Consider the following 23,600-nt stretch of genomic DNA (forward strand, 5'->3'; position numbering starts at 1 on the left):
CAAGGATCATCACATGACGACAGTCGGTTTCATCGGCCTCGGTTCCATGGGAATGCCCATGGCGCGCAATCTGCTGGCGAAGGGCTTCGCCGTCCAGGGCTTCGATGTGCGGGCCGGGAGTGTCCGGACGCTGGAAGGCGCCGGCGGGAAGGGCGCCTCAAGCGCCGCCGCTGCCGCGGCTGGTGCGGACGCGCTGGTGCTGATGGTGGTCAATGCCGCGCAGGCTGACGCCGCCCTCTTCGCCGACGGCGCGCTGGAGGCTTTGCCGGTAGGCGCTTCGGTGATCCTGATGGCGACCTGTCCGCCGGGCGCCGTCGCCGCCCTGGCCGAGCGGGTGGAGGCCGCCGGCCGCCGCTTCGTCGATGCGCCGGTTTCCGGCGGGGTGGTGGGGGCGGTGGCGGGAACGCTGTCGATCATGGCCGCCGCCGATGCAACGACCGTGGAACGGGTGCGCCCGATCCTGGCGGCGATGGGCGACAAGGTCTTCCATGTCGGCGAGAAGCCGGGGCAGGGGGCCACGGTCAAGACCGTCAACCAGTTGCTGTGCGGCGTCCACATCGCCGTGGTGGCGGAAGCCTTCGCGCTGGCCGCGAAGGTCGGGGTCGATCTCGACATCCTGCTGCAGATCATGAGCGGGTCGTCGGCGTCGAGCTGGATGCTGAAGGACCGCGGCCCGCGCATGCTGGAGGCGGATCCCGAGATCACCAGCGCGGTGGACATCTTCGTCAAGGATCTTGGGATCGTGCTGGAGGCCGGGCGCGACGCCAAGGCGGCGCTGCCGCTGGCCGCCGTCGCCCACCAGATGTTCCTCGCCACCTCCGGCCGCGGCGAAGGGGCGATGGACGACAGTCAGGTCATCCGCAGCTATCACGCGGTGAACGGAACCGCCGGGGGGCGGCCCGAAGGGAGGCAATGATGGAGCGCATCGTCTTCCTCGACCATGACACCATGGGGGCGGACATCGCGCTGCGCCGTCCCAATGTGCCGCATGAGTGGACGCAGTATGGCCGCACGGCGCCGGAGCAGATCATCGAGCGGGCACACGGGGCGACCGTCCTGATCGTCAACAAGGTGCCGATCCGCGCTGAGACGTTGGCGCAGATGCCCAATCTGCGTTTCGTCGCCGTGGCGGCAACCGGGACCGACAATGTGGACGTCGCAGCCTGCCGCGCGTGTGGAATTGCGGTGTCGAACGTCCGCGCCTATGCCATCCACACGGTGCCGGAGCATGTCTTCGCCCTGATGCTGGCGCTGCGCCGATCCCTGCCGGCCTACCGGGAATCGGTGGCGGCGGGGGCGTGGCAGGCCTGTGGGCAGTTCACCCTGCTGGACCACCCGATCCGCGACCTGCACGGCTCGACGCTCGGCATCGTCGGGCGCGGCGCCATCGGGCAGGCGGTGGCAACCATCGCCCAGGCCTTCGGCATGCGCGTTCTGTTCGCCGGCCGCAAGGGGGAGGCGGCCGGGGGACCGGACCATGTGCCGTTCGACGCGGTTCTGGCCGAAAGCGACGTTCTAACTTTGCATTGCCCGCTGACGCCCGCCACCCGCCACCTGCTGGGCGGGGCGGAGTTCGCCCGGATGGCGCGCCGGCCGCTGGTCATCAACACCTCGCGCGGCGGGCTGATCGACGACATGGCGCTGGTCGGCGCGCTGGAAGGCGGGCTGATCTCCGGCGCCGCCGTCGACGCCACGGCGGTGGAGCCGCCGCCGGACGACCATCCCTTCCTCCGCCTCGCCGGGCGCACCGATTTCCTGCTGACCCCGCATATCGGCTGGGCCAGCGTCGAGGCGCGGCAGGCCGTCGCCGAGCAGGTGACCGCCTGCATCGAAGCCTTCGCGGCCGGGCGCCCGATCAATCTGGTGACGTGACCGCGCCGCCCCACGACATTCCGCATTCCCGAAAGGACCACTTGATGCCCAGCGTCGATCCGCGCCGGATGGCGAACGCGATCCGCTTTCTGTCCATGGATGCCATCGAGCGCGCAGGCGAGGGGCATCCCGGCACCCCGCTCGGCGCCGCCGACATCACGACGGCGCTTTCCACCCGGCACCTGAAGTTCAACTCCGCCGACCCGCTGTGGTTCGACCGCGACCGCTTCGTCCAGTCGAACGGCCATGGCTCGATGCTGATCTACTCGCTGCTGCATCTCAGCGGCTACGAGGCAATGACGCTGGACGAGATCAAGCGCTTCCGCGTGTTGGGGCCGCACACCGCCGGTCATCCGGAAATCCACCAGTCCTGCGGCATCGAGGTGACGACCGGCCTGCTGGGAGCTGTTCGAGCAACAGGATCAGGCCTATCGCCGCGCCGTCATCGACCGCTCCACCTTGCGGGTCACCGTCGAGGCGGCGGTGGTCCAGGGGTGGGAGCGTTACATCGGCGAGGATGGCGGCTTCGTCGGCATGACCGGCTTCGGTGCGTCCGGCGCGGTGCCCGACCTCTACCGCCACTTCGGCATCACGCCGGATCGGGTGGCGGAGGAGGCGCGGGCAACGCTTTAACGGTCCTCAGATCTCACGCTTGCCCATCTGGTCGGCGATGTAGTCGGCCTGCCGGATCGCCAGCGCGACGATGGTCAGGGTCGGGTTTTCCGACCCGCCGCTGGTGAACTGGCTGCCGTCGGACACGAACAGGTTCTTGACGTCGTGCGCCTGTCCCCATTTGTTGACGACGCCGTCGCGGGCGTTGGCGCTCATGCGGTTGGTGCCGAGATTGTGGGTGGAGGGGTAGGGCGGGGTGTGGATGGTCCGCACCGCCCCCACCGCGTCATAGACCGCCGACCCGCGGCCATAGGCGTGGGTGCGCATAGCGATGTCGTTGGGGTGGTCGTCGAAATTGACGTTGGGGATGGGCAGGCCGAACTTGTCCTTCTCGGACGCGTGCAGGGTGACGCGGTTGGTCTCGCGCGGCATGTCCTCTCCCACCAGCCACATGCCGGCCATATGGTCGTAGGCATCCAGCGCCGAACTGAAATCGCGGCCCCAGGCGCCGGGATCGAGGAAGGCCGCCATGAAGGGCACGCCGAGCGACAGCGTTTCCATCTCATAGCCGCCGACGAAGCCGCGGCGCGGGTCGAAGCGGGATTCGTCGCGGATGATGCCGGCCATGGTGGTGCCGCGGTACATGTGCACCGGCCGGTCGAACAGCGCATAGACCGAGCCGGTCATGTGCCGCATGTAGTTGCGCCCGACCTGACCGGACGAGTTCGCCAGCCCGTCCGGGAACATCGTCGAGGCCGAGTTCAGCAGCAGGCGCGGGCTTTCGATCGAGTTGCCGGCGACCGCGACGATGCGGGCCTTCTGCCGGTGGATGGCGCCGGTGCTGTCGGCATAGAGCACGGCATTGACCTTGCCCTTCGCGTCATGCTCGATCTTCAGCACCTGGGCGTCCGGCCGGACCTCCAGATTGCCGGTGGCCTCGCCCTTGGGGATCTCGGTGTAGAGGGTGGACCATTTCGCGCCCGATTTGCAGCCCTGGAAGCAGAAGCCGATCTGCTGGCAGGAGCCGCGGCCGTCGCGCGGCTTGCTGTTGATCGACATGTTGCCGGTGTGGAATTCGGCATAGCCCAGCTTCTTGGCGCCGGCCGCCAGCACCTTGTAATTGTTGTTGCCGGGCAGGCGCGGGATGCCGTTGGTGCCGGTCGTCCCCATCTTGAACTCGGCCTTGTCGTAATAGGGCTCCATCTCCGCCAGCGTCACCGGCCAGTCGAGCAGGTTGGCGCCCTCCACCTCGCCGTAGGTCGTGCGCGCCTTGAACTCATGCTCCTGAAAGCGGAGAGAGGCGCCGGCCCAGTGCACGGTGGAGCCGCCGACCGCCTTGACGATCCAGGCCGGCAGGTTGGGGAAGTCCTTCGCCACCCGCCATGTGCCGGACGTGGTGCGCTTGTCCAGCCAGGAGATCTGCGAAAAGCTCTTCCATTCGTCATTCACGAAATCCTGGATTTCGTGACGCTTGCCGGCTTCCAGGCAGACGACCTTGATGCCCTTCTGGGCCAATTCGTTCGACAGGGTGCCGCCGCCGGCCCCCGATCCGATCACCACCACGACGCTGTCGTCGTCCATTGCGAATTTCGCAACCATGTCTCGGTCCTCCCCCATTTTTCGGGCATTCAGTGGACGTTCATTCAGGCCAGCCGGTGGTGCCGTCAGGCGTCCTTGATCCAGTCGATGTCGTCGAAGCCGCGGTGGATGTAGCCGCCATATTCGGCCGAGGCCCCTTCGTAGCCGAGCTTCGCCCAGACCTCCGGCTGGTTGTAGAGAGCGACCACCATGTCGCCGCGGACCTTGGCGAAGAACGGCGTGGTCTCGATGGATTTCAGCACCGCCACGCGGTCCTTTTCCGCCTTGATGGCGGCGTATGGCGAGCCGTGCAGCTTGCGCGCCGCGGCGTCGAGGGCAACCGCGCCTTCATTGAGCTGGCCGGCCAGGGTGGCATCCTTTGCCGCCGCCTGGTCCATCGAGGCCAGCGCCGTCTCGTAATAGGCGTCGCTCAGCCGGTCGTGCGGATAGAGGTCACGCACCATCACCAGCAGGGTCTTGGCGGCGTCGGGCTTGACGACGGTCAGTGCCTCGGCCCAGGCCGGTGTCGCTCCGATCGACACGATGCCGCCGGAAACCGCGCCGGCCGCCGCCATCGACGCGGCGGAGGTCTTCAGAAAGTTGCGCCGGTTGAGCCGTATCCGTTTGTCGAGAACGCGCATGATCGACGTCTCCTTCCCTTGGTTCGGTTGTTCTTGATGTCCGGATTCAGCGGTAGCGGCCGTGGCGTTGCAGGACCTCGGTCTTGTAGCCGTCCGGATCGGTGATGAAGAAAAAGCGGGCCAACAGGGTGCCGCCGGGGGCGAATTCCTTCACCGGCGTCACCGGGAAGCCCAGGGCGGACATGCGGGCGTGTTCGCCGTCCAGATCGTCCACCGCCACCGCCATGTGGCCGTAGCCGTCGCCGTGGGTGTAGGGCGCGGTGCGGTCGTGGTTGACCGTCAGCTCCAGTTCCATGTCGTTTTTGGCATTGCGCAGGTAGATCAGCGTGAAGCCGTCGAACGCCAGCCGCTCGGCCGGTTCGAGCCCGAAGGCCTTGGCGTAGAAGTCCAGCGACCGCTGTTCGTCGAGGACGCGCACCATCATGTGGATGATCTTGGCCATGATGTTTCTCGCGAAGTCTTTGGTGGGGCGGCACTAACCTTTGGCCTTGGCCTCCAGGAACTGGACGATGCTCTTGCGGATGGCGTCGTCGTCCTGTCGGTAGTTCATGTAGCTGCCGGGAACGAACTGGTTGGAGTTCGCCAGCCAGCGTTCCAGATGGCCGGCGTCCCAGGCGAAACCGGCACCGCGCAGCGCATCCGAATATTCGAAGCCGTCGGCCGTGCCGGCCTTGCGACCGATGACGCCGAAGAGCGGCGGTCCGGCGCGCGGCCCGTCGTCCTTCTTCACCGAATGACAGGTTCCGCATTGCTGCCGGAACAGCGTCTCGCCATCCGCCGCCGCGGATTTCCGCGTGAAGGGCGAGAAGGGTATGGACAGAAGGAGCAGCAACATCACCCAGCGGTGCGGCGACATCCTCGCGTGCATCGCATGCCTCATTGTTTGAAAATCCTCCCGAAGCGGGGCGCCGGCACTTCGGGCCAGCCGGAGCGGCGCCGTCGATCCGATAGAGCAAGGGGCATGCCACGCCGCGGAAAGCCGCGACGAACAAGCACAGAAGCCGGTTTTGATCGATCTGCCCGATTCCGGCCGTCCCATCTGTTTCATTCTGGGACAACGCAGTGCGACAAATTGTCCCGTAATGAGACAGTGCGTGACACCAACCGTCTTTAAAAACGGCGATTCCCGGTGGGTCGCGCTTCTGGCACGTCGGTTGCTTTATGGCGTTGGCGATGCGGCTGCCCCGGTTCGGCGGCCGCAAGCGGCCTGAGGCTGCGCACCACATCGTCGCGCCGCCACCGTCGTGCCGTTGCCCATCCCGCCCTTCAGACTGCCGGTGTCCCGTCATCCGGCATGCGCGGCCGACGCGGTCCTTCAGGTCCGATCCACAAGCCCGACCATCGCATCAACATCATCAAAATCATGGGGAGAGACGACATGCCGGATGGATTGACGCTGAACAAGATCACCAGCCAGAAAGGCATCGGCATCACCGAAGCGGCGCGCCGCGTCGCCGATCTCGGTTGGACGCCGTCATACGTCAAGGAGGCGATGGCCTTTCCGACCGACTACAAGATCTCCAAGGCGCCGCGCGACCCGATGAAGCAGGTCCTGCGCTCCTACTTCCCGATGCAGGAGGAGAAGGACAACCGCGTCTACGGCGCCCTGGATGCGGCGCTGCGCGGCGACATGTTCCGCAATGTGGAGCCGCGCTGGATCGAGTGGATGAAGCTGTTCCTGGCGATCATCCCCTTCCCGGAAATCTCGGCGGCGCGGTCGATGGCGACGCTGGGCCAGCTGGCGCCGGGCGACGACCTGCGCACCGGCTTCACCATGCAGATGATCGACGAGTTCCGGCACTCGACGATCCAGATGAACCTCAAGAAATGGTACATGGAGAACTACATCGACCCGGCCGGGTTCGACATCACCGAGAAGGCGTTCGGCAAATGCTACGCCACCACCATCGGCCGGCAGTTCGGTGAGGCCTTCCTGACCGGCGACGCCATCACCGCGTCGAACATCTATCTGCAGGTCGTGGCGGAGACCGCCTTCACCAACACGCTGTTCGTCGCCATGCCGTCGGAAGCGGCGCGCAACGGCGATTATGCCCTGCCCACTGTCTTCCTGTCGGTGCAGAGCGACGAATCCCGCCACATCGGCAACGGCCATTCCATGCTGATGTCGGTGCTGAAGGAGCCGGACAACCATCTGCTTCTGGAACGCGACATCCGCTATTCCTTCTGGCAGAACCACATGATCGTCGATGCCGCCATCGGCACGATCATCGAGTACGGCACAAAGAATCGCGACAAGAACAAGGAATCCTACGCCGAGCTGTGGCACCGCTGGATCTTCGAGGATTACTACCGCACCTACATGCTGCCGCTGGAGAAGTACGGCATCAAGATCCACCATGACGATGTTCACGAAGCCTTCGACAGCATCGTCAAGAAGAACTACGTCCACAAGATCGCGCAGTTCTTCTCTGCCGGCTGGTGGGCCAATTTCTGGCGCATCGAGGCGATGACTGAACGCGATTTCGAGTGGTTCGAAAGCAAGTATCCGGGCTGGTACGACGAGTTCGGCGTCTGGTGGGAAAATTACGCCAAGCTCAGCAAGCCCGGCAGCGTGCCGATCACCTTCGCCGACACCGGCTACGTCTATCCGCACCGCTGCTGGTCGAGCCTGGTGCCCTGCGTCATCCGCGAGGATTTCCAGATCGACGAGGTGGACGGCGAGCTTTACACCTACGCCTCCGAGGTCGACCGCTGGACCCACAAGGAGGCTTTCGCCGCCGAATACCAGGGCCGTCCGACCCCGGCGATGGGGCGTTTCTCCGGCCGGCGCCAGTGGGAGGAGGTCTATGACGGCTGGGACCTCGCCGACGCCATCCAGGACATGGGCTTCGTCCGTCCCGATGGGAAGACTCTGGTCGCCCAGCCGCACCTGTCCTTCGAAGAGAAGGACATGTGGACGCTGGACCATGTGCGCGGCCACACCATCCGCAGCCCGCTGCTGGCGCTCCGCGAAATGACGCCGCAACAGCGTCAGGCGCATGTCGAGGAATACCGCAAGGGCTTCAAGATCCGCCGGGTCTGATCCCCCGCCCATTCACTCGGGCCCGTCCCCCTTTCCGTTCCCCCTTTCCGGATGGAGAGGGGGAACGGGATCCCCTGCGGACATCACAGGCGGACATCACCGCGGAGATCGAAAGACCATGACCGCACAAGCGCTGCACAACAGCCCGGCCGTTCACACGGTGCGGCTGGAGCCGGTCGGCATCGAAATGGAGGTCGCGGAAGGGGAAACCATCCTCGATGCGGCCTTCCGCCAGGGCGTCTCGCTGATGCATGGCTGCAAGGAGGGGCAATGCTCCGCCTGCAAATGCCTGCTGATCGACGGCGACGTGGAGATGCTGAAATACTCCACCTTCGCGCTCTCCGATCCGGAGCGCGACAGCAACCACATCCTGCTCTGCCGCTCGCTGGCCTATAGCGACGTGGCGGTGGAACTGCTGAATTACGACGAGGATCTGCTGTCCCGCTCCATTCCGGTGAAGGACTTCGATGCGCGGCTGGCGGCGGTGGAACAGTTGACCCACGACATCGTCGGCATCGCGCTGGACCTCGACCAGCCGATGAAGTTCTGGGCCGGACAGTACGTCGACATCACGCTGCCCGGGGTCGGCCTGACCCGCTCCTTCTCGATGGGAAATCCGCCGGCGGACGGCAACCGGTTGGAGTTCATCATCAAGAAATACCCGGACGGCGCCTTTTCCCGCCAGCTGGACGGCGGCCTGTCGGTCGGCGACCGGGTGAGCGTCCGCGGTCCCTACGGCACCTGTTTCCGCCGCGAGGAGCGGGACGGGCCGATGATCCTGGTCGGCGGCGGATCGGGCATGGCGCCGCTGCTGTCGATCCTGCGCGATCAGGCCGCAAGCGGCGAGACGCGGCCGGTGCGCTTCTTCTACGGCGCCCGCAGCCGACGGGACCTGTTCCACCTCGACCTGTTCGAGGAATTCGCCCGCAGCCTGCCGGACTTCGTCTTCATCCCCGCCCTGTCGCATGCCGAAGAGGGCGATGGCTGGACCGGCGAGACCGGCTTCATCCACGAGGTGCTGCGCCGGCACCTGTCCGACATGGCGGAGGTGGAGGAGGCCGACGTCTTCTCCTGCGGGCCGCCGCCGATGATCGACGCGGTGCTGCCGGTCCTGCAGATGGCCGGCATCGATTCCGCGCGCGTCTATTTCGACAAATTCACCCCCGCCACCCGCTGAGCCGGGATTTTGCAAATACGGGAGGAAAGACGATGACCATGCAGGAAACCGAAACCACATCCGCCGCCGCCGGAGCCAAGGTATTTCCGGGCTCCGACAGCCGTCGCTACAACTACTTCGAACCGAAGGGCCGCAAGGCCACCCATTACGAGGACGTGACGGTCGACGTCCAGCCGGATCCGGAACGTTATCTGCTCCAGAACTGGATCATCTCCTTCGGCGACGGCACGCCCACATATTCCAAGGACTGGACCGCGCTGAAATGCACGGACTGGCACGGCTTCCGCGCGCCTGACCAGGAATGGGAGCGCACCCATTACCAGCGCCAGTCCACCATCGTCGGCATGATCCAGAACGTGGTGGAGAACGCGCGCCGCGCCGGTGCGCCCCAGCGCTTCGACAAGGCCTGGGTCGCCGTGCTGCAGAACCATGTCGGTGCCTTCAAGCATGCCGAATATGGCCTGGGCACCGCGCTGATGCGGGCGCAGCGCTACGGCTACACCCAGATGGTCAACAACGCCATCCTGACGAACGCCTCCTACAAGCTGCGCTTCGCCCAGGACCTGACGCTCTATCTGGCGGAGGTCGGCAGCGATATCGGCGGCTTCGATCTGGACGCCGGCAAGGCGCACTGGCTGGACGACCCGATCTGGCAGCCCTGCCGCGAAGCGGTAGAGCATATCCGCGCCGCGACCGACTTTCTTGAGCAGTATTTCGCCGTCAACCTCGTCTTCGAGCCGCTGGTGGGCGAGCTGTTCCGCAGCGGCTTCGTCATGCAGGTGGCCGCCGCGCAGAACGACTTCTCCACCCCATCTGTCATCTCGGCGGCAGAGGCCGACTATGAGCGGAACCTCGCCAACGCGGTGGAACTGTTCGCCCTGCTGCTGCGCGACCCGGCGCACGGGGAGGACAACCGGATCATGCTGCAGAGCTGGTTCACCCATCACGGCGGGCTGGCGGTGAAGGCGGCGTTGCAGCTTCAGCCGCTGTGGTCGCTGCCGCGGGTCAAGGCGGCGAGCTTCGCGGACGCCTTCGAACGGGCGCGCAACCGCGTCGCCGCCATCGGGCGCGAGATCGGCATCGACGCCGACCTGCCGGCCCTGCCGCCGGTCGAGGTCGGGCAGGTCGCAACTCCGGCTGCCGCTGCGGCCGCAGTTACCGCTCCAGTCAATGGCGCCGCGGCCGAGTGATCCTTCCTGCATCTCCGCCACAAGAGGACGAAGACCATGAGCGTCACCACCGTGCAGCAGCTTTTCAAGCCGCTGAAGGACATCACCCAGGACGGCACCATCTCCCACCAGTGCGGCGTGACGATGAACGACAGCGTCGAGGCGCGCTGCATCGCCGAGGTGATGGAGAGCAAGCCCGGCATCACCGTCACCTATCTGCCGGCGATGATCCGGATCGACGGCGAGGGCAAGATCGAGTTCAAGATGAGCGAGATCGGCGAAGCTCTCGGCCGCGAGATGACCCCGCACATCTTCGAGATCTCCACCTCCACCCACTATGGCCGCATGGTCATGATCGACGAGGACACCGTCGTCCTCTTCGGCAACATGGATGACGCGCTCGCCTACGAGTGAGATCTCCCTCTCCCGTCCCGGGAGAGGGAAGGGGCCCATGCGGAGCATGGGAAGGGTGAGGGGTGATCCAAGGATCAGGACTCCATGTCCGGATAGCCCCTCACCCTCCCGCCTTCGGCGGGTCCCTCCCTCTCCCGGGGCGGGAGAGGGTATTTGATTTTCAAATCCACAAAACCAACAACGGGAGGGACAGACGCCATGCCGAAAATGATGCTGCACCGTGCCGAGGCGCGGGCCGCGCTTGCCCGTGGGGTGGGCAAGCTGGCGCTGGCGGTGCGCGGCACGCTGGGGCCGAAGGGGACGAACGCGATCATCGACCGCCCCATCGGCACGCCGATGATCTCCCGCGACGGCGTCAGCATCGCCGCCGAGATCGAGCTGCCCTGCCGCTTCGAGAATATGGGCGCCCAGGTGGTGCGCGAGGTATCCAAGCAGACCAACGACGTGGCCGGCGACGGCACCACCACCGCAACCGTGCTGGCCGACGCACTGATCCAGGACGGCGTTTCCGTGCTCGCCGATGGCCATGGCTCGGTCGAACTGGTGGAGGGAATGGAGCGCGCTTGCGGCTTCGTCGTAGACCACCTCCGCGGCATGGCCCGGCCGCTGGAGCGCGATGCGCAGTTGGTGCAGGTGGCGACCGTCGCGGCAACGGATCCGGTGCTGGGCCGACTGGTGGCGGATGCGCTGCGCCGGGTCGGGCCGGAGGGCGTGATCGACATCGAATACGGCCAGCCGGGCGCGCCGACCGCGCTGCATGTGCTGGAGGGCATGGTGCTGGACCGCGGCTTCCTGTCCCATCACATGGCGACCGAGCCGACCGGCCAGACCGCCGTGCTGGAACGGCCCCGTATCCTGATGACCGACCACAAGATCGCCGATCCGGAACCGATCCTGCGCCTGATCGACCGCCTTGGAGACAAGCGTCCTCTGCTGGTGGTCGCCGACAGTGTCGCGCCGGAGGTGGTGGCGGCGCTGATGGCGTTGCGCCGCGACGGACGGGCCACGGTGGTGGCGATCAATCCTCCTGAATTCGGCCATTGGCGTCAGGCGATGATGGAGGACATCGCGATCCTGACCGGCGGGCGCGTTATCGCCCGCGACCTCGGCGGGCGGCTCGACAGCGTGACGGCGGATGATCTGGGGGGCGCCGACCGCATCGAGGTGTCCGCCGGCCGCACCACCCTCCTGCGCGGCCATGGCGATCCGGACGCGCTGGCCGCCCGCCGCGCCCTGGTGCAGCGCCAATGGGAGGAGGCGCCGCCCAACATCGAACGGGACAAGCTGTCCCAGCGGCTGGCGAAGCTGACGCACGGCACCGCGCTGATAGAGGTCGGCGGCGCGACGCCGGTGGAACAGAAACGCACCGCCCAGCTTCTGGAGGATTCGCTCGCCGCAGCCCGCGCGGCTCTGGCGGAGGGGGTGGTGCCGGGCGGCGGCACCGCGCTGGCCCGCGTCGCCCCGCTGCTCGACCGCTTGGCCGCGGATGTGGGGGAAGGCGAGCGCGCGGGGGTAAAGCTGGTGCAGCGGGCGATGCTGCAGCCCGTGATCTGCATCGCGGAGAATGGCGGGCTGGACGGGGCCGGCGTCGCCGCCCGGATCGCCGAGCTTCCCGAAGGGGCCGGCTTCGACGCCCGCACCGGCCGGTTCGGCGACCTGTTCGCCGTCGGGATCATCGATCCGGTCAAGGTCACCACGCTGGCATTGCTGAACGCGGTGTCGGTCGCCAAGCTGATCCTGACCACCCACACCCTGGTCGCCGACATCCCCGACGACGTCGACCCCACCGCCGGCCCGGCCCGCGGCGGCGGGATGGAACGGTACGGGCGGAGCTGACCCCCGCCTTATCGTGACGGTTGACCTCCACCTTCGGGGAAAAGCACAGGAAAAAGGCCATAGAGTATTCCGCTACTACCGCTCCCGCTTCAGTCCGGCTTATAATTTCCTATACAAACAATTGTGGATGCGGAGTATTTCGGGACGGATCTCCGCACCCCCGTTCTAAGGACAATCGGCGCCACGGGAAATCCCGAAAGACGCCGGGATGCAGGGAGGGGACTGTGTTGGCCAACGAACAGGTCGGTATCGGCCGTCTGGCCGTTGCTTCGTCCGGTCCGGCGTTCCATGCGCTGGTGGACGGCGAAACGGCGACGATGAAGGCGTGGGAGGATTTCGTTTCCGGGTCACGGCGGGAGAATCTGCCGGTGCGCGACGTGGTCATCCGATCCTGGGCGCGCTGCCAAAGCTTCCTGGTCGATGCGCGGGCGGATGCCGCACCGGTGGTCGGCACCGACCTTGTCGAGGCGCTCCGTCGCGACAACCGTGATCTGCTGCAGGCCGCCGCCACGACCCTGGCCGAGGCGGCGAACCTGTTGGCCGGGACGCGGACGGTGATGCTGATCACCGATGCCAACGGCGTGGTGCTGGAGGCCGCCGGCGACCGCGCGACCATGAACGCTGCCCGCGACATCAGCCTCGCCTGCGGCGGCCAGTGGGGCGAGACCTGTGCCGGCACCAACGGCATCGGCACCGCACTGGCCTCCAAGCAGCCGGTGCTGGTCCAATCGGCGGAGCATTACTGCGCCGGCATCAAGGGGTGGAGCTGCGCCGGCGCGCCGATCCATGACCCGGTCGACGGCTCGGTCGTCGGGCTGCTCGACATCTCCGGCCTGAAACAGAGCTTCAGCGGGCAGGCGCTGGCGCTGGCCGTGGTTGCCGCCCGGCAGGTGGAATGGAACCTCGCCCGGCAGACGGAGGCCGAACATGTGCGGCTTCTGGAGGCCTGCCTGGAAGACAGCCAGAAATATGCCGGCGAGGGGTTGATCGCGCTGGATGCGCGTGGGCGTCTTCTCTTCGCCAGCCGCAAGGCGGCGCATCTGCTGAAGGCGAGCCTCGGATCGGAACTGCCGCCGCTGAACCGGGGGACGAAGCTGCCCCTTGTCGGATTGGAGGGCGGCGCCGGCGGCCGGCTGCCGGTGCCGTCCGACTGGGTCCGTCCGCTGATGCTGGATGGGGAGCGGCGTGGAACGCTGCTGGTCATTCCCGGTTCGGCGTCGTCCCGCCCCTCCGCCGGGCGCCGGGCGGTGCCGGACGAGTCCGACCACAGCCGCTGCCGCTTCGCCGACATCGTCGGGGCCAGCGACAGCCTGCGTGCCGTGATCGGGCAGGGGGAGCGTCTGGCGCCGCTGCAGGTCCCCATCCTGATCGAGGGCGAGACCGGCGTCGGCAAGGAGTTGTTCGCGCGCGCCATCCACGGCCACAGCGCGGTGGCCGGCGGCCCCTTCGTGCCGTTCAATTGCGGCGCGGTGTCGCGCGAGATGCTGGGCAGCGAGCTGTTCGGCTATGTGCGCGGCGCCTTCACCGGCGCTGCGGCGGAGGGGCGGATCGGCCGGTTCGAACTGGCGGACGGCGGCACGCTGTGCCTGGACGAGATCGGCGAACTGCCGCTCGACCTTCAGCCCTATCTGTTGCGGGTGCTGGAGGAAGGGGTCCTGTACCGCATCGGCGACAACGTTCCGCGCCGGGTGTCGGTGCGGCTGCTCGCCATGACCAACCGGAATCTGCGTCAGGAGGTCGCCGCCGGCCGCTTCCGCCGCGACCTGTACCACCGCCTTGCCGTGACGGCCCTGCGGGTGCCGCCCTTGCGGGAACGGCATGGCGACGTCCTGCGCCTGATCTCCCACTTCAACAACCTGCTGGCGGAACGGCATGGCCGCGCGCCGGTCCGCTTCACCGCGGCATCGCTGGATCTGCTGCAACGTTACGACTGGCCGGGCAATGTCCGGGAATTGCGGAACGTGATCGAACGTGCGGTCCTGCTGTCCACTGGTGGAACCGTCGATGTGCATGATCTTCCGGACGAACTGCGCGACGCCTGCGGCGGTCTGGAGACCGGCGGCTGGCCCTCGCCCTATCCGGCGGTTGCGGGGCCGGCCATGCCGATCTCTGCACCGGCCGGTCCGGTCCCGATGTCGCTTACGGTCACCGAGCAGCGAACGATCGAGGATGTGATTGCCGCCACCGGCGGGAACCTGTCGGATGCCGCGGCGGTGCTGGGGATTTCACGCAGCACCCTGTATCGCAAGTTGAGCCAGCACGGCATCCAGCGGGGCGTGGTTCGCAGGGGACGAGCCGACCGGGACGGGGGCGGCTTCGACCGGACCTGAAATCGCCGGGTTCGAACCAGGACAGGTCCATCGTGGGAGGAGCATCGGCGCATGTGCCAGATCTTTGTCAACACCGACCCGATCCTGTACGAGGCCCGGTCCCGTTCGGTCCGCATCCATGGAATGGTGACCAGCATCCGACTGGAGAACCTGTTCTGGAACGTTCTGGCCGGCATCGCCGCCGAACAGGGGACCACCACCAACCGCCTGATCGTCACGCTCTATGACGAGGTCGTGGAGGTCCATGGCGGCGTCCAGAACCTCGCCTCCTTCCTGCGGGTCAGCTGCGTGCGCTATCTGACGCTGACGTCCGCAGCGTCGGCGCCCGGAATTGCCGGGGGGAAGAGCACCTCCGATCCCGCACCGGGCGGCGATGCGGCATCCGTCGTCGCCTTCCCTGCGGACCGCCAATTCTCCGCCAAATCGTGACGGCGGCGCAGTCCGAATCCTGACCGTCGGACCGCGCCGACCAACGAAGCCGAAGCCCGCCCGCTCCCGATTGAATGCCTCGGGTGCGGGCCGCAACCGTTGGTGCCCCCAACATCGCTGTTGACCAAAGCTGTATTATCCATCATACAGGTTCCTGTCTGGTGAATGGACAGCCAACGGTTTCCGGTGAAGGGGAGGCGGAGTGCTGTGAAGTCGGCGGTCGAACCTTTGAAGGCGCGCAGAATCTATCTGCTGCTGCGTGACCGCATCGTCGCCGGCGAGCTGCCGCCGGGCGGGCGGCTGCCGGGCGAACCGGCGCTGGCGACCGAACATGCGGTGTCGCGGGTCACCGTGCGCCGCGCGCTCGACCTTCTGGAAAAGGAAGGGCTGGTGCAGCGCAAGGCCGGCTCCGGCACCTTCGTGCATGACACGCGCGCCGTCCGGCCGATCGTCGCCGATCTGTCGAACGTCCTGTCGCATTTGATCGACATGGGCCGCAGCACCGACGTGAAGCTGCTGTCCTTCGGTTACGGCATCCCGCCTGAGTCCATTGCCGAAAGCCTGGGTCTCAAGCCCGGCGAACGGGTCCAGCGCTCGGTGCGTGTGCGCCTGATCGATGGGGAGCCGTTTTCCTACCTGACCACCCATGTTCCGGAATGGATCGGCCTGACCTATTCGGAGGCGGAACTGGCGGCGCGTCCGCTGCTGGAACTGATCGAGCGGTCCGGCGTGACGACGGAGCGCGCCACCCAGGCGATCAACGCCACGCTCGCCGGCCCCGAAGCGGCGGCGGCGCTTGATCTGGAGATCGGATCGCCGCTGCTGACCCTGACCCGCATCGTCTACGAACCGTCGGGGCGTGGCGTGGAGCATCTGCACGCGCTGTACCGGCCCGACCGCTACAGCTTCCACATGGATCTGGTGCGTACCGGCAACGACGGCGAACGGCGCTGGAGCCCCGCCCTGGGCTGGCCGCGCACCACCGAGAAGGCCGAGCGCAAGAAGGCCGACAAGAGCAAGACCGACAAAAGCAAGCTGGGCGAAAAGCCCACCCGCAGCACGCGGGCAATCAAACAGAGGAGTTGAGCGTTATGGGACGTTCGGTTCAGGACTCCGCCCTCTCCGGGATTTCCCGCCGTACGGTGCTGAAGGCCGGCGCCGCGGCCGCCGCGTTCGTCACCGTACCGGTGGCCGCCCCGTCGATCCTGCGGGCGCAGACCCCGGCGGTGAAGATCGGCATCCTCCAGCCGGTGACCGGCGCGCTTGCCCATGACGGCGACCTTGGCCGGCTGGGCGCGGAGATCGCGATCAACGAGATCAACGCGGCCGGCGGCATCAAGTCATTGGGCGGCGCGAAGCTTGAGATGGTGTTCGGCGACGCCCGCTCCATGCCCGAAGCCGGCACGCAGGAGGTGGAGCGCATGCAGGCCGACGGCGTCTGCGCCATCGTCGGCGGCTTCGCCAGCCCGATCTGCCTTGCGGCATCGCAGGCGGCGGCGCGCTATGACCTGCCCTATCTGGTGGATGTCGGCGTGTCGGATCAGATCATGTCGCGCGGCCTGACCAACACCTTCCGCTTCAGCCCCGGCTTCGGCAAGGTGACGCAGGTGGCGCTCGACAACCTGACCGCCATCAACGACAAGGCGGGCAAGCCGGCGAAGACCGTCGTGCTGGTGCATGAGGATGGGCTGTTCGGCTCCGGCCTCGCCAAGCTGCTGCAGGCCGAGTTGCCCAAGCGCGGCTTCGAGGTTCTGGAGACCATCGCCCATCCGACACCGGCGCGCGACATGTCCAACGTGGCGCTGCGCATCCGCTCGCTGAACCCCGATCTGGTCATTCCGTCCAACTACTATGGCGAGTTCGTGCTGCTCGCCCGCACCATGCAGCAGCAGCGCATCAAGCCGAAGGGCGTTTATGCGATCCTGGGTGGGGCGGCGTCGAACGGGCGCTTCGTCAAGGAGTTTCCGCAGGCCGCCCAGAACGTCATCGATTGCAACCACTGGCACGATCCGAAGAATCCGAAGGCACTGGCCCTTCGCAAGACGGTGGAAGGGCAGGGCAAGTCCTTCGCCTACAATGTCTCGCTGAACTATTCGAACGTTCTGCTGCTGGCCGACGCCATCGAGCGGGCGGCCTCCACCGACCGCAAGAAGATCATCGAGGCGCTGAACGCCTCCAGCTTCGCCGGCCACATCATGCCCTACGGCCCGACCAAGTTCGTCAACGGCCAGAACGAGGGCGCCACCCCGATCAACACCCAAATCCAGGGTGAGGACATCAAGGTGATCTATCCGGAAGCGTTCGCCGAGGCGAAGGCCAACTTCCCGGCGGCCTGATCGGTTTTTTCGCCGTCGCACCTCCGCATTCCCCCACCCGTCCGCGACGCCACACGCAGGCGCATCGCGGAGCGGGTGAGGGGACCATTCCCCTCATGCGCGGGCTGCCATGTATTCACCTCAGATCATCCTGGAAGCGTCGCTGAACGGTCTGATGACCGGCGCGGTCTATGCCCTGATCGCGCTTGGCCTGACGCTGATCTACGGCGTGCTCCACATCATCAACTTCGCACACGGCGCGCTGCTGACCTGCGCGATGTTCGCGGTCTGGATCGCCTGGGCGGTGTTGGGAATGGACCCCTATCTGGCCATCCTGCCGCTGGTGCCGCTGATGTTCGCGCTCGGCTACGGCCTGCAGCGCTTCGTCATCGGGCCGGCCAGCCATGGCGACGACGGCAACATCCTGCTGGTCACGCTGGGCCTGTCCATCGTGCTGGAGAATGTGCTGCTGGCGCTGTTCCAGTCGGACACCCGCACGCTCGACACCGACTATTCCTTCCAGGTGGTGGCGCTGGGGCCGCTGCTGCTCAGCTACCCGCGCCTGATCGGGCTGGGGGTAGCGGTGGTGGTGACCGGGCTCTTGTGGCTGGTGCTGAACCGTACCGACACCGGCAAGGCGATCCGCGCCGTTGCCAAGGAGAAGCTGGGCGCCAATCTGGTCGGCATCGACGTGCCGCATGTCTATGCCGTGACCTTCGGGCTGGGCTGCGCCTGCCTTGCCGTGGCGGCGGGGCTGCTGATGCCGACCTTCTACGTCAATCCGCGCATCGGCGGCGCCTTCGTGCTGGTCGCCTTCACGGTGGTGGTGCTGGGCGGCATGGGATCCATCCCCGGCGCGCTGCTGGGCGGGCTGTTCATCGGCGTGGTGGAGAGCCTGTGCGGCCTGTTCCTGGGCGACAGCCTGGGCCAGATCGGCATCTTCCTGATCTTCATCGCCGTGCTGCTGGTGCGGCCGACCGGCCTGTTCGGAGCAAAGGCATGACCGCGCGCGACCTGATCCCGATCGCCGTCCTGACCATCCTGGCGGCCCTGCTGCCGCTGGTGGTGACCTCCAGCCCGGTGCTGAACTTCCTGGTCTTCATGCTGATCGTGGCGCTGGGCGCGCAGGGCTGGAACATCCTGGGTGGCTTCGGCGGTCAGTTCAGCTTCGGCCATGCGGCTTTCTTCGGCACCGGCGCCTATGTGACGGCGATCCTGCAACTGCGCTACGGCGTCAACGCCTGGGCCGGTCTGGTGCTGGCGACGGCGGCCGGCGGTGTGGTCGGCTGGGCGATCGGCTTCCTCAGCTTCCGGTCGGGCCTGCGCGGCTCCTATTTCGCGCTGGTGACGCTGGCCTTCGCCGAGGTGTTCCGCATCCTCGCCAACGCCGCGTCCTTCACCGGCGGGGCTGCGGGGCTGCTCATCAAGCTCGATGTCCGCGCCGCCAACCTGCAGTTCGACGACCGCGCCGTCTTCTACTGGCTGGTGCTGGCCTTCGTCGCCGCGGTGCTGCTGTTGACGCGCTGGATCCAGCGCTCCCGTTTCGGGGCGCAGCTGGTGGCGGTGCGCGAGAACGAGGATGCGGCCAAGGCGCTCGGCGTCGACTCCCTGAAGGTGAAGCTGCGCGCCATCGCCCTGTCCGGCGCGGTGACGGCGCTGTCCGGCTGCCTCTATGCCCAATACTTCCTCTATATCGACGCCAACATCGCCTATGGCAGTTGGATTTCGGTGGAGCTTCTGCTGGCCCCGATCATCGGCGGCGTCGGCACCGTCTTCGGCCCGGTGGTCGGGGCGTTGACCCTGCACGGGCTGGGCGAGGTCGCCAAACAGTTCGCCGGCCGCATTCCCGGCATCGACCTGATTGTCTTCGGCGGCGTGCTGGTGCTTGCCGTGGCCTTTGCCCGCGGCGGCATCCTGGGCCTGCTGGAGCGGCTGCGCGACCGCGGCCGGGGGATAATGGCGCGCGGACCCAAGGAGGTTTCCCATGCTGGCCGTTGACGGAGTTTCCAAGCGGTTCGGCGGGCTGATGGCGGTGGACAGCGCGACGCTGTCGCTGCAACCCGGCGGCATCATCGGGCTGATCGGTCCGAATGGGGCCGGCAAGACCACGCTGTTCTCGATGATCTCCGGCTTCATCGCCCCCACCGACGGACGCATCCGCTTCGAGGGCACCGATATCACCGCCGAGGAACCGCATCGCCGGGCGGAGCGCGGCATCGGCCGCACATTTCAGATCGTCCAGCCCTTCGCCGGGCTGACGGTGTGCGAGAACATCGCCGTCGGCGCCTATCTGCGCCATGCCAAGCGGGCCGAGGCCACCGCCAAGGCGCGCGAGGTGGCACGGCGCGTCGGGCTGGGTTCCGAGCTGGATCGACCGGCCGGCGGGTTGACGGTGGCGGGGCGCAAGCGGCTGGAACTGGCCCGCGCGCTGGCCACCGAGCCCAAGTTGCTGCTGCTGGACGAGGTGCTGGCCGGTCTGAACCCGTCGGAGATCCGCGACATCATCCCGGTGATCCGGGGCATCCGCGACGAAGGGGTGACGATCCTGATGATCGAACACGTCATGCAGGCGGTGATGAACCTGTGCGAGCGCGTCTATGTGCTGGCCCAGGGCCGCATGATCGCCGAAGGGCCGCCCACCGTCGTCTGCGCCGACACCCGCGTGATCGAGGCCTATCTCGGCCACGGCGCCGCCGCCCGCCTGAAGGCGGAGGGGGCGGCCCATGGCTGAGCAGCTTCTGGAAATCCGTGGCCTGAAGAGCGGCTATGGCGCGACCGAAGTTCTGCGCGGCATCGACATGGCGGTTCATGCCGGCGAGATCGTCACGGTTCTGGGCTCCAACGGCGTCGGCAAGACGACGCTGAACAAGGTTCTGTCCGGCGTGCTGCCGGCCTGGACCGGCGAGATCCGCTTCGGCGGCACCCGCATTGACGGCAAATCCGCCGCGCGCATCGTCGAGGAGGGGCTGATCCAGGTGCCGGAAGGCCGCAAGATCTTCCCCAACCTGTCGATCCGAGAGAATCTGGAACTCGGCAGCTACCGCCGCGGCAAGCCGAACCGGGCGCGGAACCTGGAACGGATCTTCGCCACCTTTCCCCGATTGAAGGAGCGCGAAGCGCAGTTCGCCGGCACCCTGTCGGGCGGCGAGCAGCAGATGCTGGCCATCGGTCGCGGCATGATGGCGGAGCCGCGCCTGCTGATCCTCGACGAACCGTCGCTCGGCCTCTCGCCCCTGGTGGTGGAAGAGATGTTCGGGCTGATCCGCAAGCTGAATGGCGACGGGCTGGCGATCCTGTTGGTCGAGCAGAACGTCGTCCAATCGCTGGAGGTCGCCCGCCGGGCCTACATCCTCGAAAACGGCGTCTTCGCGCTGTCGGGACCGTCCGACGAGATCGCGCGCGACCCCGAATTGAAACGCACCTATCTGGGACTGTGAGCGATGCCCGCTCCGGCCCTGTCCCGACATCTTCCAACCCTGACCCGGCGCTGCCGCGACGGCTTCGCTGACCGGCACCGGGGGGAGCGCTTGACATGACCGTCCCCAGCATCAGTTTTCGGGACCGACTGGCCCAGGACCGCGTCGTCCTGGCGCCCGGAGTCTATGACGCCTTCACCGCTTCGATGGCAACCGCCGCCGGGTTCGAGGCGCTGTACCTGTCGGGTGCCGCCATCGCCTATACCCGGCTCGGCCGGCCCGACATCGGACTGGTTTCGGTCAGCGAGGTGGCCGATACCATCGCCCTGGTGCGCGACCGGGTGCCGACGCCGCTGATCGTCGATGCCGACACCGGGTACGGCAACGCGCTGAACGTGCAGCGTACCGTGCGCATGTTCGAACGGGCCGGCGCCACCGCCCTGCAGTTGGAGGACCAGAGCTTCCCCAAGCGCTGCGGCCACCTGACCGACAAGGCGGTGATCCCGGCGGGCGAGATGGCCGGCAAGATCAAGGCGGCGGTCGATGCCCGCGCCAGCGAAGGCACCCTGATCGTCGCCCGCACCGACGCGGTTGCGGTGGAGGGTGTCTCGGCCGCTCTCGACCGCGCCCGGCTCTATGTCGAGGCCGGTGCCGACGTGCTGTTCGTCGAGGCGCCCAAGAGTCGGGAGCAGCTCTCCGCCATCGCCGCTGACCTGGGCGGCATCCGCCCGCTGCTCGCCAACATGGTGGAGGGCGGGCAGACGCCGATCAGTTCGGCGTCTGAACTGGGCGAGCTGGGCTATCGGCTGGTGATCTTCCCCGGCGGCATCGTGCGAGCGCTCGCTCGGCAGGCGCAGGACTATTATGGCTCGCTGGCGCAGCACGGCACCACCCAGCCCTTCCGCGAGCGCATGTTCGATTTCAACGCGCTGAACGAGCTGATCGGCACGCCGGAGATGCTGGCGCTCGGCGAAACCTACAAGGACTTCACACCCGCAAAGCGGGAGGACGCAGCATGACCACCAGAACCACCGCAATCGACCCCGTCACGCTGGCCGTCCTGAAGGGCCGGCTGGAGCAGATCGCCGACGAGATGGACGCGACGCTCTACCGCTCCGCCTTCAATCCGATCATCGCCGAGGCGCGCGACGCCTGCCACGGCCTCTACCATGCCGAGACCGGCGCCACGCTGGTGCAGGGCACCAACGGCCTGCCGATCTTCGTCGGCGCCATGGCCTTCGCGGTGAAGGCGGTGATCGACAAGGTGGCGAAGGAGGGCGACCTTCACCCTGATGACATCTTCTTGTTCAACGATCCCTATGACGGCGGCACCCATCTGAACGACTTCCGTCTGGTGCGGCCGATCTTCCGCAATGGGCAGCTGTTCTGCTGGATGGCGTCGGTCGGCCACTGGCTCGACATCGGCGGCAATGTGCCCGGCAACTTCAACGCCCGCGCCACCGACAGCTTCCAGGAAGGCGTGCGCATCCCGCCGGTGAAGCTGGTCAAGGCGGGCGTGATGAACCACGACCTGCTGGCGATCCTCGCCGCCAATTCGCGCGTGCCGGTATCGAACTACGGCGACTTGAACGGACAGCTGAACGCGCTGGATCTGGGCGTGCGCCGCCTGACCGAACTGCTGGACGAACATGGCGAGGAGACGGTCTCCGCCGCCTTCGACGCCTTCACCGCGCGGGCCGACGCGCTGATGCGCAGCGCCGTGTCGAAGCTGCCGGACGGCGTCTACAGTTTCGAGGATTATCTCGACAACGACGGCATCACGGCGGACCGGCTGCTGATCGCGCTGGACCTGACCATCGCCGGCGACCGGATGACGCTGGACTTCTCGCGCTCGTCGGCCCCCTGCGCCGGGCCGCTGAACATCGCCTATTCGACTGCGGTCGCCTGCTGCTATGTCGCGCTGAAGCATGTCTTCACCGACGTGCCGGCCAATGCCGGCTGCCTGAACCCGATCACCTTCGTCATCCCCGAAAGCACGCTGCTGGCGGTGAAGCCGCCGAAGCCGGTCGGCGGCTATACCGAGACCATCCTGCGGGTGATCGGCGTGGTGTTCGGCGCACTCGCCCTGGCCGATCCGGCCCGCGCCACCGCCGCGCCCTTCGGCACCATCAACGCGCTGTCGCTGGCCGGCCACCGTAAGGATGGCTCGCGCTGGGTGATGTTCTCCTTCTTCGGCGGCGGTTTGGGCGGCAATCCGGAGACGGACGGGCTGAACCACGCCAACAACCCGATCTCCACCGCCACCATCCCGCCGGTGGAAATCCTCGAAGCCGCCTATCCGGTGATGTTCACCCAATGGGCGCTGCGCCCGGACTCCGCCGGGGCCGGCCTGCATCGCGGCGGGCTGGGTGCGGTCTATGAGATCGAGGCGCTGACCGATGCCGACGTCTTCCTGCTGGGCGAGCGCGGTGTCTTCGCGCCCTTCGGCGTGGCCGGCGGCAGCCCTGCGGCGCTGAACCGTTTCACCTGGCAGAGCGACGAGGGCGAGAAGTCGCCGCCGCTCGCCTCCAAAGTAACCGACGTGAAGATCCGCGACGGCCAGCGCGTGCGGCTGGAGACGCCGGGCGGCGGCGGCTGGGGCGACCCGAAGCGGCGCGATGCGGAGGCCGTCGCCCGCGACGTGCGGCTCGGCTATCTCGGCCGAGAGGCTGCGCGCAGCGCCTATGGCGTCGCGTTGACCGACGATGGCGTGCTCGACATCGCCGCCACGGCGACTTTGCGCGAATCCCCCGCCGCCTGACGAATCC

General features: G+C 67.1%; 22 protein-coding genes and 1 pseudogene. 19 read left to right on the forward strand and 4 right to left on the reverse strand.

The genetic code is table 11. The annotated features are described in order from the left end of the window. Nucleotides 1-13: 13 nt before the first annotated feature. From FZ938_RS24005 to FZ938_RS31205, 4 genes and pseudogenes are all read left to right on the forward strand, one after another. Nucleotides 14-916 carry an NAD(P)-dependent oxidoreductase gene (locus tag FZ938_RS24005; RefSeq protein WP_149200936.1) on the forward strand — a complete coding sequence of 301 codons (903 nt, stop codon included), beginning with the start codon at nucleotides 14-16 and terminating at the stop codon, nucleotides 914-916. Continuing rightward, a complete protein-coding gene (locus FZ938_RS24010; protein WP_149201045.1) occupies nucleotides 916-1,872 on the forward strand; it encodes a D-2-hydroxyacid dehydrogenase in 957 nt (318 codons plus the stop codon). Before FZ938_RS24005 ends, FZ938_RS24010 begins: the two co-directional genes overlap by 1 nt. A gap of 68 nt (nucleotides 1,873-1,940) precedes the next feature. After that, a pseudogene (locus FZ938_RS31200) lies at nucleotides 1,941-2,294 on the forward strand (transketolase); the annotation flags it as partial. 22 nt (nucleotides 2,295-2,316) lie between these two features. Beyond that, complete coding sequence (locus FZ938_RS31205; RefSeq protein WP_425529378.1) at nucleotides 2,317-2,505, forward strand: transketolase-like TK C-terminal-containing protein; 189 nt, start codon at nucleotides 2,317-2,319, stop codon at nucleotides 2,503-2,505. A gap of 6 nt (nucleotides 2,506-2,511) precedes the next feature. Here FZ938_RS31205 and FZ938_RS24020 read toward each other — a convergent pair whose 3' ends face one another. The 4 genes from FZ938_RS24020 to FZ938_RS24035 all read right to left on the reverse strand — a co-directional run bounded on the left by FZ938_RS24020 (nucleotide 2,512) and on the right by FZ938_RS24035 (nucleotide 5,571). Next, nucleotides 2,512-4,083 carry a GMC family oxidoreductase gene (locus tag FZ938_RS24020; protein WP_149200938.1) on the reverse strand — a complete coding sequence of 524 codons (1,572 nt, stop codon included), beginning with the start codon at nucleotides 4,081-4,083 and terminating at the stop codon, nucleotides 2,512-2,514. Between the two features lie 65 nt (nucleotides 4,084-4,148). Next, nucleotides 4,149-4,703 (reverse strand): twin-arginine translocation signal domain-containing protein, encoded by a 555-nt coding sequence (locus tag FZ938_RS24025; RefSeq protein WP_149200939.1) that lies wholly within the window; start codon nucleotides 4,701-4,703, stop codon nucleotides 4,149-4,151. Nucleotides 4,704-4,749: 46 nt separating this feature from the next. Then, nucleotides 4,750-5,145, reverse strand: coding sequence for a VOC family protein (locus FZ938_RS24030; RefSeq protein WP_149200940.1), 396 nt, complete (start codon nucleotides 5,143-5,145; stop codon nucleotides 4,750-4,752). Nucleotides 5,146-5,178: 33 nt separating this feature from the next. Further along, on the reverse strand, nucleotides 5,179-5,571 hold the full coding sequence (locus FZ938_RS24035; RefSeq protein ID WP_149200941.1) for a c-type cytochrome: 393 nt from the start codon (nucleotides 5,569-5,571) through the stop codon (nucleotides 5,179-5,181). Between the two features lie 510 nt (nucleotides 5,572-6,081). Here FZ938_RS24035 and FZ938_RS24040 point away from each other — a divergent pair. The 15 genes from FZ938_RS24040 to FZ938_RS24115 all read left to right on the forward strand — a co-directional run bounded on the left by FZ938_RS24040 (nucleotide 6,082) and on the right by FZ938_RS24115 (nucleotide 23,593). Further along, a complete protein-coding gene (locus FZ938_RS24040; RefSeq protein WP_149200942.1) occupies nucleotides 6,082-7,746 on the forward strand; it encodes an aromatic/alkene/methane monooxygenase hydroxylase/oxygenase subunit alpha in 1,665 nt (554 codons plus the stop codon). Nucleotides 7,747-7,864: 118 nt separating this feature from the next. Then, complete coding sequence (locus FZ938_RS24045) at nucleotides 7,865-8,923, forward strand: NADH:ubiquinone reductase (Na(+)-transporting) subunit F (RefSeq protein ID WP_149200943.1); 1,059 nt, start codon at nucleotides 7,865-7,867, stop codon at nucleotides 8,921-8,923. A 32-nt stretch (nucleotides 8,924-8,955) separates the two neighbouring features. After that, nucleotides 8,956-10,113: an aromatic/alkene monooxygenase hydroxylase subunit beta gene (locus FZ938_RS24050; protein ID WP_149200944.1), complete on the forward strand. Its 1,158-nt coding sequence runs from the start codon at nucleotides 8,956-8,958 to the stop codon at nucleotides 10,111-10,113. Between the two features lie 36 nt (nucleotides 10,114-10,149). Next, entirely contained in the window at nucleotides 10,150-10,506 is a 357-nt protein-coding gene (locus tag FZ938_RS24055; RefSeq protein WP_085086548.1) for an MmoB/DmpM family protein, read from the forward strand. A 198-nt stretch (nucleotides 10,507-10,704) separates the two neighbouring features. Next, nucleotides 10,705-12,342: a molecular chaperone GroEL gene (gene groEL, locus FZ938_RS24065; protein ID WP_149200945.1), complete on the forward strand. Its 1,638-nt coding sequence runs from the start codon at nucleotides 10,705-10,707 to the stop codon at nucleotides 12,340-12,342. Nucleotides 12,343-12,566: 224 nt separating this feature from the next. Then, nucleotides 12,567-14,672, forward strand: coding sequence for a sigma-54-dependent Fis family transcriptional regulator (locus FZ938_RS24070; protein ID WP_149200946.1), 2,106 nt, complete (start codon nucleotides 12,567-12,569; stop codon nucleotides 14,670-14,672). Nucleotides 14,673-14,723: 51 nt separating this feature from the next. Beyond that, nucleotides 14,724-15,101, forward strand: a complete 378-nt coding sequence (locus FZ938_RS24075) for a ribbon-helix-helix domain-containing protein (RefSeq protein WP_149200947.1) — start codon at nucleotides 14,724-14,726, stop codon at nucleotides 15,099-15,101. A gap of 207 nt (nucleotides 15,102-15,308) precedes the next feature. Beyond that, a complete protein-coding gene (locus tag FZ938_RS24080) occupies nucleotides 15,309-16,187 on the forward strand; it encodes a GntR family transcriptional regulator (RefSeq protein WP_149200948.1) in 879 nt (292 codons plus the stop codon). Nucleotides 16,188-16,192: 5 nt separating this feature from the next. Then, on the forward strand, nucleotides 16,193-17,437 hold the full coding sequence (locus tag FZ938_RS24085) for an ABC transporter substrate-binding protein (protein ID WP_149200949.1): 1,245 nt from the start codon (nucleotides 16,193-16,195) through the stop codon (nucleotides 17,435-17,437). Nucleotides 17,438-17,546: 109 nt separating this feature from the next. Then, complete coding sequence (locus FZ938_RS24090) at nucleotides 17,547-18,419, forward strand: branched-chain amino acid ABC transporter permease (RefSeq protein WP_149200950.1); 873 nt, start codon at nucleotides 17,547-17,549, stop codon at nucleotides 18,417-18,419. Further along, nucleotides 18,416-19,414: a branched-chain amino acid ABC transporter permease gene (locus FZ938_RS24095; protein ID WP_149200951.1), complete on the forward strand. Its 999-nt coding sequence runs from the start codon at nucleotides 18,416-18,418 to the stop codon at nucleotides 19,412-19,414. The genes FZ938_RS24090 and FZ938_RS24095 overlap by 4 nt, the downstream gene beginning before the upstream one ends. Beyond that, on the forward strand, nucleotides 19,401-20,147 hold the full coding sequence (locus tag FZ938_RS24100) for an ABC transporter ATP-binding protein (protein WP_149200952.1): 747 nt from the start codon (nucleotides 19,401-19,403) through the stop codon (nucleotides 20,145-20,147). Before FZ938_RS24095 ends, FZ938_RS24100 begins: the two co-directional genes overlap by 14 nt. Further along, nucleotides 20,140-20,853: an ABC transporter ATP-binding protein gene (locus tag FZ938_RS24105; protein WP_149200953.1), complete on the forward strand. Its 714-nt coding sequence runs from the start codon at nucleotides 20,140-20,142 to the stop codon at nucleotides 20,851-20,853. The genes FZ938_RS24100 and FZ938_RS24105 overlap by 8 nt, the downstream gene beginning before the upstream one ends. Nucleotides 20,854-20,948: 95 nt before the next feature. Further along, on the forward strand, nucleotides 20,949-21,851 hold the full coding sequence (locus FZ938_RS24110; protein ID WP_174757019.1) for an isocitrate lyase/PEP mutase family protein: 903 nt from the start codon (nucleotides 20,949-20,951) through the stop codon (nucleotides 21,849-21,851). Next, on the forward strand, nucleotides 21,848-23,593 hold the full coding sequence (locus FZ938_RS24115; RefSeq protein ID WP_149200954.1) for a hydantoinase B/oxoprolinase family protein: 1,746 nt from the start codon (nucleotides 21,848-21,850) through the stop codon (nucleotides 23,591-23,593). The genes FZ938_RS24110 and FZ938_RS24115 overlap by 4 nt, the downstream gene beginning before the upstream one ends. The last annotated feature ends 7 nt before the right edge of the window (nucleotides 23,594-23,600 follow it).

Origin of the sequence: Azospirillum oryzae, assembly GCF_008364795.1 — a bacterium.
Classification (GTDB): Bacteria; Pseudomonadota; Alphaproteobacteria; order Azospirillales; family Azospirillaceae; genus Azospirillum; species Azospirillum oryzae.